Here is a 15,624-nt window from a genome sequence, read left to right on the forward strand (position 1 = left end):
CCGACGGTGCCGAGGATGCTGCAGATACCGGTGATGATCAGCGGGATGGCGTTACGTTCTTCACTCATTGCGGGTTCTCTGATGGTTCGGCGGGTGAATTCGGGGGTGCCGGGTAATTGGGGATTTCACCCAGCCGGCGCAGGCCGTTGAAATGTTGCGGATCTTCCAGATAGCGCAACATGACGGTGCGCCAGACCGGGTCGGCGAATGTCTGCACGTGCCCACCGCGGGTCAATTGCAGCACGCGCGGCGGCGGCGCAGCTTGATACAGTCGGATGCCGTTGGAAAGAGGCACGATCGGATCATCGATGCTGTGGTAGATCAGTTTCGGTACGCCATTGAGCTGGGCCATGGAGTTGATGGCGCTGTCACCGTCCGGCACCAGCCAGGACAGCGGCACCTGGAATGTCCAGAACACCCACGAATGACTCAACGCAAACTGACCGACACTGCGGTAGCTGGCGGGCACACCATCGAGCACAAAAGCCTTGAGCTGTTTTTGCCGCTGCGGGTGCTGAACCAGGTAGTGAACCGCCATTGCCCCCCCGAGGCTCTGGCCGAGCAGAATCACTGGCTTGCCTTTGACCTCGGGTGCCTGATCGAGCCACTTGAACGCGGCATCGATGTCCTGGTAGATCGCCGGCAGACTCGGTTTGCCTTCGGACAACCCATAACCGCGATAGTCCAACAGCAGCACTTGATAACCCTGCTCGGGCAACCAATAACTGCCGCCAAGATGCATCGGCAAATTGCCGCCGTTGCCGTGCAGGTGCAGCACCGTGCCCTTGACCTCGACCCCCTGTTTCGCCGGTAGCCACCAGGCATTCAGCTTCAGGCCATCGGCGGTGACCAAGGTGACTTCGCGGTATTGGAGTTTGGCTTTTTCCGGGGTGAACAACTGGCCGGGTTCGGGGTAGAACAGCAGCGAACTGCAACCGCTCAGGGACAGGAGAAGGCAGAGGGTGCCGAGGATTCTCATCCGGTGAAACCTCGCAAAATTAGGTTGATCAAGATCGTTCCCACGCTCTGCGTGGGAATGCATACCGTGACGCTCTGCGTCACAGTGGACGCGGAGCGTCCATGGCGGCATTCCCACGCGGAGCGTGGGAACGATCAGAGATAAAGACTCTCAGGCAAATGATCAACCTGTGGGAGCGGGCTTGCCCGCGATAGCAATGTCACTGTCAACATTCATGCTGAATGTTATGCCGCCATCGCGGGCAAGCCCGCTCCCACAGGGTTATTCACCAGCCTTATAAAATGTTGGAATAATCCGCCTCGATCCGGTCCAGGCTCAGGTGGTTGAGGAAGTTCGAGAAGCACATCCATGCCGACAATGCGTTCATGTCACGGAACTGTTCCGGCAAATACTTGGGCGGCACTACCAGGCCTTCATCGACCAACTGGCGCAAGGTGCGCATGTCTTCCAGCGTGGTCTTGCCACAAAACAACAGCGGGATCTGCTCAAGCTTGCCTTTGCGCACGGCCAACTGAATGTAGTTGTAAATCATGATGAAGCCCTTGAGGTAGGACAAGTCTTTGGTAAATGGCAGGCCTGTCGGTACCGAGCCACGGAAAACGCGACTGGCGTTGCTGTAGCTCTCGGGCATTTCAAAACCTTGTTCGCGGAAGAACTCGAACACCTGCAGGAAATCCGCGCCCTCCTCCACCATGTGGATCGCACGGGTGCGGTTGGTCAGTTTGCGCAGGCGGCTCGGGTAGGAGGCGAAGGTGATGATTTCCATCAGGATCGCCAGGCCTTCCTGGGTCACCGTCGACGAGGGCGGACCCTTCGACAGAAAGGTGCAGATCGGCTGGTTCAGGCCGTTGAGCGTGGTGCCGACGTGCACCAGCCCTTCGTGGACTTCCAGGGCGCGCACGTCACGCTCGTTGAACATCGCGTCGGTGCGGATCTTGATGTAGTCGGCGCCCGCCGCCGCGTCGGCGACGATGCCGTCGGACTCGAACACGCGGATGGTTTCCTCGGCCTCGCCAAATACCCTGTTCAAGCGGGTTTGCAGCAGGTGCACGGCTTCTTTGGCGGTCAGGGTCTTGGGTTCATCCTTCAGATCGCCACGGCCGTCAATATTGTTCAGGTATTCGGACAACATCATGCCCAGGTCAGACAGCGTCGGGTCACCGGCGTGGAACGCATCGGATGCGGCGCCATACAATTCCTGGGAAATCAGGCCGAAATCCTCGGTGCCGCGCGCTTCAAGCATGCGCACCACCATGCGGTACTCCTTGCACATGCGGCGCATGATCTGGCCGACCGGGTTGAACTGGCCGAGCTGACGGGTGATGTCGCGCTCGATGTTCTGGAATTCCAGCTTTACCTTGCTGGAGTCGAACGCCAGTGGCCGATTGAGGTAGTAGTCGCGGTCCACCACTGGCATTTCCTTGCCTTTGGCCTTGAGGAAGCCCTTGCGAATATTCTCGTCCCACTTGACCGCATCGAGGACGCGGATCGGCGTCTGCGCCAGCACAATGCGATCGGACAAAATGCGTATCGACTGCTGGTAATCGTCCACCCGAAACTCCTGTAGAAAATGCTGGGTTTATCTGGTTTTGGCCTGACGCTGATAGCGCACCACTTCGACGAATACATCGGAGTTGGCCGGATCGTCGAGCCAGGCGGACACCTGGTCCATGCTGTTGTCGATCAGCACGCCATCGCCGTCGTCGGTTTGAAAACGCTGGCCGCTCAGGACGTTCTGCCCCATCGCCTGTTGGATCTGTTCAAGGTCGAGGTTGTACACCACCAGTTCGTGCTTGTCGGTGAGTTCAAACCCGCCCACGGTGAAGTTGCCTCCAAACTGCGCCGGTACCTTCGCCGAGAAATACCAGCGATTGCCATGGCGCGACACCGTGAACGGGTAGGCCTCGCGCTCCCTGGGTTTGGCCCGGAAGTAACTGACTGCCTGATAGCGATTGTCGCCGACGCGCGTCAGTTCCAGATTGACCGGTTCCCCCCAGGCGTTGGTGCTGGTCCATTTGCCGAGCAACCCTTTGGGCGCAGGTTCGCCGGTGGGCAATGGTTCCTTGAAAGTCACCAGACAGCCACTGAGCAACAGGAACGACAAGGCGATCACAACGACACGCCAGGCTTTCATTCAACACTCCCTTGATGATCAAACCGCTTTGCTGATCGTTCCCACGTTCTGCGTGGGAACGCATCCAGTGACGCCCAGCGTCACACCGACAAGGGGCGCGGAGCGTCCCGGGCGGCATTCCCACGCAGAGCGTGGGAATGATCGATACAGGGTTTAGTGACGGCGCGGGATTTATACCGATGCCAGCACCAAATGCATATAACGCGTAAGTATGCCGAGCATTTCCTCTTCGGCGACCGGCTCAGCCTCGTTGAGCAGGCCCTGATATTCCATCCGTCCGATTATAGACGTCAACACTTTGGCATCCTGTTGTGGCTCGCGCGAACCCAATACCTGGAAAAGCTGGCAAGACCCCTGCAACAGTATCTGCTGATGCGAGCGCACCAGCACAGCCAGACGCGGGTTCAACAGCGCTTCCTGGCGGAACGCCTGTTCGGCCATCAAATGCTCACGACGCGTCACCAGTTGCCGGTGGACATAGTCGGTCATCAATCGCGCAATGTCGTCCGCCAGTTTCGAGCGCGCCTGTGGACTGCCGTCACCGCTGGCGATCATGTCGCGCAACAGGCCTTCGTTGTTGACCCACAGCTTGGCCATGTACGCCGCGCTGCGTTCGACGTATTGGGCGAAGGTATCGGTAAGCAGGTCATCGATATCCTTGAAATAGTAAGTGGTTGCCGACAGCGGCACTTGCGCCTCGGCGGCCACTGCACGGTGCCTTACCGCCCGCACGCCATCACGCACGACAATGCGCATCGCGGCATCGAGAATATCCTGTCGACGCTGTTCGCTGCCCTGTCGGCTGGCCTTGCGCCCCTGGTACTGGACACTCTCAGCGACCGCTGTGGCGACACCCGCCGCACCTTCTTGAGCCATTGCACCGTTCACGACAGGAACTCCTCTTTCACTTCAAAAGTAACCATTTGATACGTTTGTACCAGACAGGCAATAAAAAACCGCCTGAAAAGGCGGCTTTTTAACTGAAACACTTACGCTTGCGGCCGCATGTGCGGGAACAGGATCACGTCGCGGATCGACGGGGAGTTGGTCAGCAGCATCACCAGACGGTCGATGCCGATACCTTCACCGGCCGTTGGCGGCATGCCGTACTCCAGCGCACGAACGAAGTCGGCGTCGTAGTGCATGGCTTCGTCGTCGCCGGCGTCCTTATCGGCCACCTGCGCCATGAAACGCTCGGCCTGGTCTTCCGCGTCATTCAACTCGGAGTAGGCGTTGGCGATTTCACGGCCACCGATGAACAGTTCGAAACGGTCGGTAACGTTCGGGTTATCGTCGTTGCGACGGGCCAGCGGCGACACTTCGAACGGGTACTGGGTAATGAAGTGCGGCTGTTCCAGCTTGTGCTCGACCAGTTCTTCGAAAATCATCACCTGCAGCTTGCCCAGACCCTCAAAGCCCAGCACCTTGGCGCCGGCCTTCTTGGCGATGGCACGGGCCTTGTCGATGTCGTTCAGGTCGTCAGCGGTCAGCTCAGGGTTGTACTTGAGGATCGAGTCGAACACCGACAGACGCACGAACGGCTCGCCGAAGTGGAACACCTTGTCGCCGTACGGCACGTCGGTGCTGCCCAGAACCAGCTGCGCCAGTTCACGGAACAATTCTTCGGTCAGGTCCATGTTGTCTTCGTAGTCGGCGTAGGCCTGGTAGAACTCCAACATGGTGAATTCAGGGTTGTGTCGGGTCGAGACACCTTCGTTACGGAAGTTGCGGTTGATCTCGAACACTTTCTCGAAGCCGCCAACCACCAGGCGCTTGAGGTACAGCTCAGGCGCGATACGCAGGAACATTTCCATGTCCAGTGCGTTGTGGTGGGTTTCGAACGGCTTGGCCGCGGCGCCGCCCGGAATGGTCTGCAGCATCGGCGTTTCCACTTCCAGGAAGTCGCGCTTCATCAGGAAGCTGCGGATGTGCGCAATCACTTGCGAACGCACGCGGAAGGTCTGGCGCACGTCTTCGTTGACGATCAGGTCAACGTAACGCTGGCGATAGCGTTGTTCGGTATCGGTCAGGCCATGGTGCTTGTCCGGCAGCGGGCGCAGGGACTTGGTCAGCAGGCGCACGGTGGTCATTTCAACGTACAGGTCGCCCTTGCCGGAACGGGCCAGGGTCCCTTCGGCAGCAATGATGTCGCCCATGTCCCAGGTTTTCACCGCGGCCAGGGTTTCTTCGGACAGGGTCTTGCGGTTGACGTAGACCTGGATGCGACCGGTCATGTCCTGGATCACCATGAACGAGCCACGGTTAAGCATGATGCGACCGGCAACCTTGACCGGGATCGCAGCCTCTGCCAGCTCTTCCTTGGTCTTGTCCGCGTACTGTTTCTGCAAGGCATCGCAGTAGTTTTCGCGGCGGAAGTCGTTCGGGAAGGCGTTGCCCTTGGCGCGCTCGGCAGCCAGCTTTTCCTTGCGCAGGGCGATCAGGGAGTTTTCTTCCTGTTGCAGGGCTTGCGGGTCGAGTTCTAGGTCGCTCATGTCTTTAAATATTCCATCAGGTTCGTTGCCCCCGGGCCCTGCGGCCCGGGGATCGCCAGCAGGCTGGCTCCTACAGGGATCGCGCTGAATCAGCGATCCTGTGTGCGTCTTTTACAGCCCGGATTTCAGGCTGGCTTCCAGGTACTCGTCGATGTCGCCATCGAGCACCTTGTCGCAGTCGCTGCGTTCGATGTTGGTGCGCAGATCCTTGATCCGCGAGGCATCCAGCACGTACGAACGAATCTGGTGACCCCAGCCGATATCGGACTTGGTGTCTTCCAGGGCCTGGGAGGCCGCATTGCGTTTCTGCATTTCCTGCTCATACAACTTGGCCCGCAGCATTTTCATGGCGGTGTCCTTGTTGGCGTGCTGGGAACGTTCGTTCTGGCAGCTGACCACGGTGTTGGTCGGTACGTGGGTGATACGTACGGCCGAGTCGGTGGTGTTTACGTGCTGACCACCGGCACCGGAGGAACGATAGGTGTCGATTCGCAGGTCTGCCGGGTTGATCTCGATTTCCACCTTGTCATCGATCTCTGGCGAGACGAACACCGCGGAAAACGAGGTGTGGCGACGGTTGCCGGAGTCGAACGGGCTCTTGCGCACCAGACGATGCACGCCGATCTCGGTACGCAGCCAGCCAAAGGCGTACTCGCCCTTGATGTGCACCGTGGCGCCCTTGATCCCGGCGACTTCACCGGCAGACAGCTCCATGATGGTCGCGTCGAAACCGCGTTTGTCGGCCCAGCGCAGGTACATGCGCAACAGGATGTTGGCCCAGTCCTGGGCTTCGGTGCCGCCGGAGCCGGCCTGGATGTCCAGGTAGGCGTTGTTCGGGTCCATTTCGTGGCTGAACATGCGACGGAATTCAAGCTTGGCGAGGTTTTCCTCGAGACGGGCCAGTTCGGCGACGACATCGCCCACCGCGCCTTCGTCATTTTCTTCGACGGCCATGTCCAGCAGGTCGCGGCAATCGGCCAGACCGGCGTTCAGTTCGTCCAGGGTTTCGACGATTTGCGCCAGCGCAGAGCGCTCGCGGCCCAACTCCTGGGCGTACTCAGGTTTGTTCCAGACACTCGGATCTTCAAGCTCGCGATTGACCTCGGTCAGACGCTCATGCTTTTGATCGTAGTCAAAGATACCCCCGAATGGTTTCGGAGCGCTCGGACAGGTCCTTGATGGTGTTAAGGATCGGGTTGATTTCCATGGCGGGCAGCACTCGTTGGCGAACTTTTGAAAGCCGGCGAGTATAACGGCAAACGGCTGGGAACGGCAGTCCGCTTGGCTGAAAAGGCAGGTTTGCAGGCGAACTTTGCAACGATGCGAAACCTGTGGGAGCCGGGCTTGCCCGCGATGGCGGCGTGTCAGTCGATGCAGTATCGCTTGTCAGGCCCTCATCGCGGGCAAGCCTGGCTCCCACGGGTTCTGCGTCGTTTGGTAGAAATTGCAGATTACCCGATCCCTACCTGATTTCGCCCACTGTGCTTGGCCAGATACAGCCCCTTGTCCGCCGCCAGGATCAGTTCCCGGCAGTTGCTGCCGGGTGTCGGTGTGACGGTCGACAGGCCGATGCTGATCGTCAGGCTTGAGCCTTCGCTCGGGGAAATGTGCGGAATCTTCAAGGCTTCCACGGTCATGCGCAGTTTTTCCGCCACCAGCCGCGCCCCGCCCTGGGACGTATTGGGCAACACCAGGGCGAACTCTTCTCCGCCGTAACGCGCCGGCAAGTCAGAAGGACGGGAGCTGGCATCGCGGATTGCCGCGGCAACCTTGCGCAGGGCTTCATCGCCTTCCAGGTGGCCGAAACTGTCATTGTAGGTCTTGAAATAATCCACATCGATCATCAACAACGACAATTGGCTTTGTTCACGTAGTGAACGCCGCCATTCAAGCTCCATGTACTCATCGAAATGCCGACGGTTCGACAGCCCGGTCAGGCCATCGGAGTTCATCAGGCGTTGCAGCACCAGGTTGGTATCGAGCAATTGCTGCTGGCTGACCCGCAGCGCACGGTAGGCGGCATCGCGCTGCAACAGGGTCATATAGGAGCGCGAGTGATAGCGGATCCGCGCCACCAGTTCGATGTTGTCCGGCAGTTTGACCAGATAATCGTTGGCCCCGGCCGCGAACGCCGCGCTCTTGATCAGCGGGTCTTCCTTGGTCGACAGGACGATGATCGGAATGTCCTTGGTCGCCGGATGGTTGCGGTACTCACGCACCAGGCTCAAGCCGTCGAGGCCAGGCATGACCAGATCCTGCAGGATCACCGTCGGCTTGATACGCACCGCATGGGCGATGGCCTGGTGCGGATCGGAGCAGAAGTGGAAGTCGATGTTTTCTTCGTTCGACAACCCGCGCCGTACCGCCTCGCCGATCATCGCCTGATCGTCCACCAATAACACCATGGCGGCATTTTCGTCAGTCTTGAAGTCGTCGAGCTGTAAATCATTCATGTGCGTTCACCTGAATACTGCTTGGGCCAGGATTGCTGATAGAGGTAGTCATTTTGCAAAGATCTCCAGCAAACGTGGCGCGATCTTGTCCAGCGGGCGTATTTCCACGGCGGCATCGATGGCCGCAGCCGCCTTCGGCATGCCGTACACCGCGCTGCTGTTCTGATCCTGTGCGATGGTCAGGTAACCCTGCTGGCGCATGAGTTTAAGCCCCTGCGCACCATCACGCCCCATACCGGTGAGCAAAACGCCGACCGCGTCACCGTTCCAGTACCTGGCCACACTCTCGAAAAACACATCGATCGAGGGGCGATAAATCTCATTGACCGGTTCGGCGGTGTAGGCCAGCGTGCCGTTTTTCAACAAGCGGATATGGTGGTTGGTGCCGGCCAGCAACACGGTGCCACTTTGTGGCGGCTCGCCTTCCTGTGCCAGGCGCACGTTGAGCCCGCTGGCGCTACTGAGCCATTCGGCCATTCCGGCGGCAAACACCTGATCAACATGCTGGACCAGCACGATGGCCGGGGAAAAATCCCTCGGAAGTCCCTTGAGCAGGACTTCCAGTGCCGCCGGCCCGCCAGCGGATGAGCCAATGGCAATCAGACTCTGGCGCGAACCAGCACTGCGCAGCGGGCCCGGCACTGATCGCTCGCGGTTGCCCTTTTCGCCGATCAGCCAGCCCACATTCATGATTTTGCGTAACAGCGGCGCTGCCGCTTCCTGGGCATTGCCGGCTCCGATGGCCGGGGTGTCGACCACGTCCAGGGCACCATGGCCCATGGCTTCGAAGACCCGATGCACATTCTGTTGACGATCGACCGTGACGATGACAATGGCGCAGGGCGTTTCGGCCATGATCCGGCGAGTCGCCTCCACCCCGTCCATCACTGGCATGATCAGGTCCATCAGGATCAGGTCCGGGGTCTGTTCGGCACACATCTGCACGGCTTCCCTGCCGTTGCCGGCCACCCAGATCACCTGGTGCGCCGGCTCGAACGCCAGCGCCCGGCGCAGGGCTTCTACGGCCATGGGCATGTCGTTGACAATTGCGATCTTCATGCCCGCGCTCCTCCTATGAGCTCAACCACTGCATCAAGCAGGGCGTCATCATGAAAACTGGCTTTGGCTAGATAATAGTCGGCTCCGGCATCCAGTCCACGGCGACGGTCCTCCTCTCGATCCTTGTAGGAAACCACCATCACCGGCAACGATTGCAGGCGGTTGTCCCGCCGCAACAACGACACCAGTTCGATACCGTCCATGCGCGGCATATCGATATCGGTGATCAACAGATCGAAATCTTCCGAACGCAATGCGTTCCAGCCGTCCATGCCGTCCACCGCCACGGCCACGTCATAGCCGCGATTGAGCAGCAATTTGCGTTGCAGTTCGCGCACAGTGAGCGAGTCATCCACCACCAGAATCCGCTTGCGTGCCGCTTCGGCCGCCTGGTTGCTGTGACGGGCGATGCGCTCCAGGCGCCCGGTGTTGAGCAGTTTGTCCACCGAACGCAACATGTCCTCGACGTCGACGATCAACACCACCGAGCCATCGTCGAGCAAGGCTCCGGCGGAAATGTCCTGGATCTTGCCCAGGCGCTCATCCAGGGGCAGCACCACCAGCGTGCGCTCGCCGATAAAACGCTCGACCGCTACGCCATAAACGGTATCGCGCTCGCGAATGACCACGACTTTCAAGGTCTGCTGATTGCCCTGGCTCGCAGGACGTTGCAGCAATTGGCTGGCGGCGACCAGTCCGACGTGCCGGCCTTCATGCCAAAAATGCTGGCGGCCCTCGACCTGAACGATGTCCCCCGGCTCCAGATCGCACATGCGTTCGATATGCGCCAGCGGAAAGGCATAGGCTTCGTCGCCGACTTCCACCACCAGGCTGCGCACCACCGACAGGGTCAGCGGCACCTCCAGGTGAAAGCGGCTGCCCTCGCCCGCCGTCTGCTCCAGCACCACCGCGCCACGCAACTGGCGGACCATGTGCTGCACCGCGTCCAGGCCGACGCCGCGGCCGGAGACTTCAGTGACCGTGTCGCGCAGGCTGAAACCCGGCAGGAACAGGAACGTCAGCAGTTCCTCTTCGCTCAACTGTGCGGCGGTTTCCGCCGGGGACAATTGGCGTTCGATGATGCTGCGACGGACCTTTTCCAGATCGACACCGTTGCCATCATCACTGAGTTCCAGCACCAGCAACCCGGCCTGATGGGAAGCACGAAGGCGGATCAGGCCTTCCTCGGGCTTGCCGGCCAACAGCCGTTGCTCCGGCGATTCGATGCCGTGATCGACGGCATTGCGCAGCAGGTGGGTGAGTGGGGCTTCGAGTTTTTCCAACACATCACGGTCGACCTGGGTTTTCTCGCCCTCGATCTCCAGGCGTACCTGCTTGCCGAGACTGCGGCCCAGATCGCGGACCATGCGCACCTGACCGGTCAGCACATCGGCGAATGGCCGCATGCGACAGGCCAGCGCCGTGTCGTACAACACCTGTGCCCGCTGACTGGCCTGCCAGGCGAACTCATCGAGTTCGGCGTTTTTTTCCGCCAGCAACTGCTGTGACTCCGCCAGCAGTCGACGAGCATCTTCGAGGGCTTCCCGGGCTTCAAGGCTCAGGGCGTGTTCCTTGAGATGGACGTTGAGATTTTCCAGTGCTCGCAGGCTGTTGTTCTGCATGCGCTTGAGGCGCTGCATGGTGGCCAGGTGCGGCTTGAGCCGCAGGGTTTCCACCAGGGATTTACTCGACAGATCGAGCAGGCTGTTAAGACGCTCGGCGGTCACCCGCAACACGCGCTCGCCGTTTTCGGTGGTGCGTCTGGTCTTCTTCGGCGCGGCGGGCGGCGCTTCAATCTCCGGTTCCGGGACTTCAACCTTGGCCACCGGAGCTTCGAGCTGAAGCTCTGCCATGACCGGAGCGGGCGTTGCCTTGGCCGGCATGACGGCGGCAGCCGGATCGAGCAAGCGCGCCATCAGCGCGACATAGGCTTCGATATCCACAGGCAGCGGGGCGTTGCCGGGTGTGGCGATGCGCATCAGCAAATCAGTGCCTTGCAGCAACGCATCGATATGTTCGGGGCGCAGGTACAACCGCCCTTCCTGGGCGCTGACCAGGCAGTCCTCCATGACGTGCGCGACACTGACGCCGGCATCGACGCCGACAATTCGTGCTGCGCCCTTGAGCGAGTGCGCCGCGCGCATGCACGATTCGAGCTGATCGGCCAGGGTCGGGTCGCGCTCCAGCGCCAGCAGACCTGCGCTCAAAACCAGGGTCTGGGCTTCGGCTTCGAGGCTGAACAGCTCCAGCAAAGAGGCATCGCGCATTTGCTCGGGGGTCATGTGAGGCTCCGGGTCACGGCGGACAACAGCTGTTCTTCATTCAGCCAACGCAGGCTGCGACCTTTGAATTGCAACACGCCTTGGGTGTATTTGGCATTGGCCTGGTTGCCGGATTTCGACGCAGCCTCGAGCACAAGCTCGTCGATGGCGTGAATCCCGTCCACTTCGTCCACCGGTACGACCACCGGCCCACCGTGAGCGGCGATGATCAGCATGCGCGGCATGACCCGCGCGCCCGTCGCCACGCTGCTGACGCCGTCGAGCCCCAGCAATTCGACCAACGACAGGCACGCCACCAGCGCACCGCGTACGTTCGCCACACCGAGCAAGGCCCGCGAACGCTGGTGCGGCAGGGAGTGAATGGCTTGCATCGGCGCCACTTCTACCAGGCTGCGCGTCGCCAGCCCCAGCCATTCTTCACCGAGGCGGAACATCAGCAGCGAGCGGGTTTTCACCTCGCTCTGCAACGTACCGGACACATGTTCACGGTCTTCCTGCTGCAACGCATAGCGATCCAGCAAACGTGTCGCCGCCGCCGAATACACCGCGCAATTACGGCAATGAATGTGTTCGATCAACAACGGACAGGATTTGTCGCCATGGATCCCGATGCGGTTCCAGCAATCATCGATGGCCTGGGCATCTTCATGGGTGACGCTAAAGGTGTCGGAGGCGATCATCGTTTACGCTCACTGTCAGCGGCGCGCTCGCTGCGGGCGGCGCGTTCCTGCAATCGTCGGGCTCCCGCCGTATCGCCCTGGGACTGCAGCAAGGCGGCCAGATGCATCAATGCGTCGGGATGTTGCGGTTCGAGGTACAACGCCTTGCGGTAAAACCCTTGGGCCTCCAGAACACTGCCGGCGACATCGCTGAGCAAACCCAGCCAGTAGAAAACCTGGGCCACCGGCTCATGGCTGCGCAAGTAACTGTCACACGCGGCGCGAGCCTCGGTACTTTTGCCTTCATTGGCCAGCGCGGCGATGTTCGCCAGCAGCCTGGCGGCGTCGGTGTTGCCTGTGTTCGCCGGTGGCACAGGGCGTGCAGTGCTGGTGAATGGGCGCTTGCTGGTCGCAGGGGCAAGCACATTGCGCAGGGGTTGCGGCACCCGTAAAGGTGTGGGGACGAAAGCTGGCAACGGCTCTGACTCCGCCGGGCTCTGCCGGCTGAAGGCAAAGGATTGCGGGATACCGATCGAACGCATGCCCAAACGCCCCAACAGACTGCCTTCGGCCGGTCCGATAAACAACACGCCATCCACATGAGTCAGGCGCTTGAGCACCTCGAACACTTGTTTTTGTGTGGCCAGATCGAAGTAGATCAGCAGGTTGCGGCAAAACACGAAGTCATAGGGTGGCTCGTTGACCAGCAATGCCGGATCGAGCAGGTTGCCCACCTGCAGGTGGACTTGATCGAGCACTCGCGGACTAAGCCGATAGCCGTCGCCTTCGGCGGTGAAATGCCGGTCGCGAAACGTGATGTCCTGACCGCGAAACGAGTTCTTGCCGTACCGCGCGCGCCGGGCTTTGTCCACCGACAGCGGGCTGACATCCATGCCTTCGACCTTGAACTGGTGCGGTTTTAACCCGGCATCCAGCAGTGCCATGGCAATCGAGTAAGGCTCCTCGCCCGTGGAGCACGGAAGGCTGAGAATCCGCAGGGCACGCATATTGTTGATGTCTGCCAACCGTTTGGTCGCCAGTTTCGCCAGGGTGGCGAAAGATTCCGGGTAACGAAAAAACCAGGTCTCGGGAACGATCACCGCTTCGATCAACGCCTGTTGTTCGTCGGCAGACGCCTGCAAGGTACGCCAATATTCATCCGCCGACTGCGCCGAAGCCGCCGCACTGCGTTGACGCACGGCACGCTCGATGATCGCCGGACCGACCGACGTCACGTCAAGGCCGATGCGCTCTTTGAGGAAATCGAAAAAACGCTGGTCGCTGGTCATGGCCGGCCCTCAAGCAGCGTCAGGTCCAGAGGTGGCGTCGGAAACAGCAGCGCACGCACCGGTTCATCCAAGAGATCGGCGACTCGCACCCATTGCAACAGACCGTGGGCATCTTCGCGCACCGGCCCCAGATACGGGGCCTGGCGATTATCCAACCCATAAGGCTGAAAATCCGCCGGGTTGCAACGCAAGGTGTCCGTGGCCTGTTCCAGAATCAGCCCGAGCAGTTGCGCCTGTGCGCTTTCATCCGGTCGGTAATGCACCAGCACCAGCCGCGTGCTGGTGCGCGCTTGCGATGGAGTACCAAACGTCAAAGCACCAAGGTCAATCACCGGCACCACCGCACCGCGATAGGCAAACACCCCCGCAACCCAGTGCGGCGCGTGGGCGATGGGTTTCAATGGCAGGCGCGGCAGCACTTCCGCCACTTCGATGGCCTGCAAGGCATAGCGCTCGCTGCCGATGCGAAACACCAGAAACAAGGCGTGCAACGCTGGCTTAACGGCGCTGCGTTTGGCCGTCATTTCGCTCATCAGACTTTGAATCGCGAAACGCCGCTGCGCAGCCCGACGGCCACCTGGCTCAATTCATCGATGGCGAAACTGGCCTGACGCAGGGATTCGACGGTCTGGCTGCTGGCATCGCCCAATTGCACCAGCGCATGGTTGATCTGCTCGGCACCGGTGGCCTGGGCCTGCATGCCCTCGTTGACCATCAACACCCGCGGTGCCAGTGCCTGGACCTGATGGATGATCTGCGACAGTTGCTCGCCAACCTGCTGCACTTCGGACATGCCGCGGCGCACTTCTTCGGAGAACTTGTCCATGCCCATCACACCGGCCGACACAGCGGATTGAATCTCGCGCACCATCTGCTCGATGTCATAGGTCGCAACAGCGGTCTGGTCGGCCAGGCGTCGCACTTCGGTGGCGACCACGGCAAAACCGCGACCATACTCGCCGGCCTTCTCGGCCTCGATGGCGGCGTTGAGCGACAACAGGTTGGTCTGGTCGGCGACCTTGACGATGGTCACCACCACCTGGTTGATGTTGCCCGCTTTCTCGTTGAGGATCGCCAGCTTGGCGTTGACCAGATCCGCCGCGCCCATCACCGAGTGCATGGTTTCTTCCATGCGCGCCAGCCCTTGCTGGCCTGAACCGGCGGCGACCGAGGCCTGATCGGCGGCGGTGGACACCTCGGTCATGGTGCGCACCAGGTCCCGCGATGTTGCGGCGATTTCACGGGAGGTCGCGCCGATTTCAGTGGTGGTGGCCGCTGTCTCGGTGGCGGTGGCCTGCTGCTGCTTGGAGGTGGCAGCGATTTCGGTGACCGACGTGGTGACCTGCACCGACGAACGCTGCGCCTGGGACACCAGTGAGGTCAGTTCGGCCATCATGTCGTTGAAGCCGGTTTCCACTGCGCCGAATTCATCCTTGCGCTCAAGATTCAAACGGCTGCTGAGGTCGCCGGTGCGCATGATTTCGAGAATTTTCACGATACGATTCATCGGCGCCATGATGGCGCGCATCAGCAACAGGCCACAGAGAGCCGCGGCCAGCACGGCGATCACCAGCGAGATACCCATGATGACTTTGGCGGTGAGCACTGCGTCATCAATGGCCGCGATATCGGCGTCCGCCACGGCCTTGTTATGACGAAGAATGTCACTGACCTTCATGCGACCCGCTGTCCAGGTCGGGGTCAGTTCAGCCGTGAACATGTTGATGGCCTCGGCGTTCTGGTTGCGTTTATGCAACTCGATCACCGCGGCCAGAATCCGGTGGTAGTCCTCATGGATTTTTTCGAAGGCTGCGTACTCGCGCTTGTCCTCTTCGTCGGTAATCGTTTGGCGGTAGAGCTCCATCTGCTCTGTCAACCGCGCAGCGTAGCCCTTGAAGTTGGCCGCTTCCTCTGCCGTGAAGCCCTGCCCTTGCTCGAGGCCGAGCATGGCCTGAATGTGTACATAGCTGTCGGACCACGCGCCCCGAATCATGGAGCTGTAATACAGCCCTGGCAGCGCATCCTCGCGCACGCTGGCTTCGCTGTCTTCGATCTTCAACAGCCGGGAATACGAGACGACCACCATCAGCAGCATGATGGCGATGATTACCGCAAAGCTCGCCAAAATGCGTTGGCGCAACGTCCAGTTCTTCACAGTCAGTCCTCGGGGCATATTCGAAATGCGGGGAGTATAGCCGAGGGCGCTGTTTCATTTATAAGACGGTTGCGCTCCACTTCGCATCCCGCGCAAAAAAGCGTGGGTGGGCTCTGGGGAGG

The 15,624-nt window shown here is 60.4% G+C and carries 13 protein-coding genes; all 13 read right to left on the reverse strand.

The features are described 5' to 3' along the window. Positions 1 to 64 precede the first annotated feature (64 nt). Positions 65 to 979, reverse strand: coding sequence for an alpha/beta hydrolase (locus D8U73_RS11010; protein WP_130904465.1), 915 nt, complete (start codon positions 977 to 979; stop codon positions 65 to 67). A gap of 274 nt (positions 980 to 1,253) precedes the next feature. Beyond that, on the reverse strand, positions 1,254 to 2,531 hold the full coding sequence (locus D8U73_RS11020; RefSeq protein WP_130904466.1) for a flavohemoglobin expression-modulating QEGLA motif protein: 1,278 nt from the start codon (positions 2,529 to 2,531) through the stop codon (positions 1,254 to 1,256). A gap of 27 nt (positions 2,532 to 2,558) precedes the next feature. Beyond that, a complete protein-coding gene (locus tag D8U73_RS11025) occupies positions 2,559 to 3,113 on the reverse strand; it encodes a hypothetical protein (RefSeq protein ID WP_056856283.1) in 555 nt (184 codons plus the stop codon). A gap of 171 nt (positions 3,114 to 3,284) precedes the next feature. Next, a complete protein-coding gene (locus tag D8U73_RS11030; RefSeq protein ID WP_056856284.1) occupies positions 3,285 to 3,989 on the reverse strand; it encodes a TetR family transcriptional regulator in 705 nt (234 codons plus the stop codon). 113 nt (positions 3,990 to 4,102) lie between these two features. Further along, positions 4,103 to 5,605, reverse strand: a complete 1,503-nt coding sequence (lysS, locus tag D8U73_RS11035) for a lysine--tRNA ligase (protein ID WP_130904467.1) — start codon at positions 5,603 to 5,605, stop codon at positions 4,103 to 4,105. 111 nt (positions 5,606 to 5,716) lie between these two features. After that, a protein-coding gene (gene prfB, locus D8U73_RS11040) for a peptide chain release factor 2 (protein ID WP_130904468.1) occupies positions 5,717 to 6,812 on the reverse strand; the annotation gives its coding sequence in 2 pieces (ribosomal slippage) (positions 5,717 to 6,739 and positions 6,741 to 6,812; 1,095 coding nt in all). 244 nt (positions 6,813 to 7,056) lie between these two features. Next, positions 7,057 to 8,058 (reverse strand): PleD family two-component system response regulator, encoded by a 1,002-nt coding sequence (locus tag D8U73_RS11045; RefSeq protein WP_130904469.1) that lies wholly within the window; start codon positions 8,056 to 8,058, stop codon positions 7,057 to 7,059. 48 nt (positions 8,059 to 8,106) lie between these two features. Beyond that, the gene (locus D8U73_RS11050) at positions 8,107 to 9,117 is read right to left on the reverse strand and encodes a chemotaxis response regulator protein-glutamate methylesterase (protein WP_130904470.1); all 1,011 of its coding nucleotides are present in this window, start codon (positions 9,115 to 9,117) and stop codon (positions 8,107 to 8,109) included. Further along, positions 9,114 to 11,399, reverse strand: a complete 2,286-nt coding sequence (locus tag D8U73_RS11055; RefSeq protein WP_130904471.1) for a hybrid sensor histidine kinase/response regulator — start codon at positions 11,397 to 11,399, stop codon at positions 9,114 to 9,116. Before D8U73_RS11055 ends, D8U73_RS11050 begins: the two co-directional genes overlap by 4 nt. Further along, positions 11,396 to 12,079: a chemotaxis protein CheW gene (locus D8U73_RS11060; RefSeq protein WP_056856289.1), complete on the reverse strand. Its 684-nt coding sequence runs from the start codon at positions 12,077 to 12,079 to the stop codon at positions 11,396 to 11,398. The genes D8U73_RS11055 and D8U73_RS11060 overlap by 4 nt, the downstream gene beginning before the upstream one ends. After that, a complete protein-coding gene (locus D8U73_RS11065; RefSeq protein WP_130904472.1) occupies positions 12,076 to 13,347 on the reverse strand; it encodes a protein-glutamate O-methyltransferase CheR in 1,272 nt (423 codons plus the stop codon). The genes D8U73_RS11060 and D8U73_RS11065 overlap by 4 nt, the downstream gene beginning before the upstream one ends. Next, positions 13,344 to 13,880, reverse strand: coding sequence for a chemotaxis protein CheW (locus D8U73_RS11070; RefSeq protein ID WP_056856291.1), 537 nt, complete (start codon positions 13,878 to 13,880; stop codon positions 13,344 to 13,346). Before D8U73_RS11070 ends, D8U73_RS11065 begins: the two co-directional genes overlap by 4 nt. After that, entirely contained in the window at positions 13,880 to 15,502 is a 1,623-nt protein-coding gene (locus D8U73_RS11075) for a methyl-accepting chemotaxis protein (protein WP_056856292.1), read from the reverse strand. The genes D8U73_RS11070 and D8U73_RS11075 overlap by 1 nt, the downstream gene beginning before the upstream one ends. Between the last annotated feature and the right edge of the window lie 122 nt (positions 15,503 to 15,624).

The organism is Pseudomonas sp. Sample_22, from assembly GCF_004307635.1.
GTDB lineage: Bacteria > Pseudomonadota > Gammaproteobacteria > Pseudomonadales > Pseudomonadaceae > Aquipseudomonas.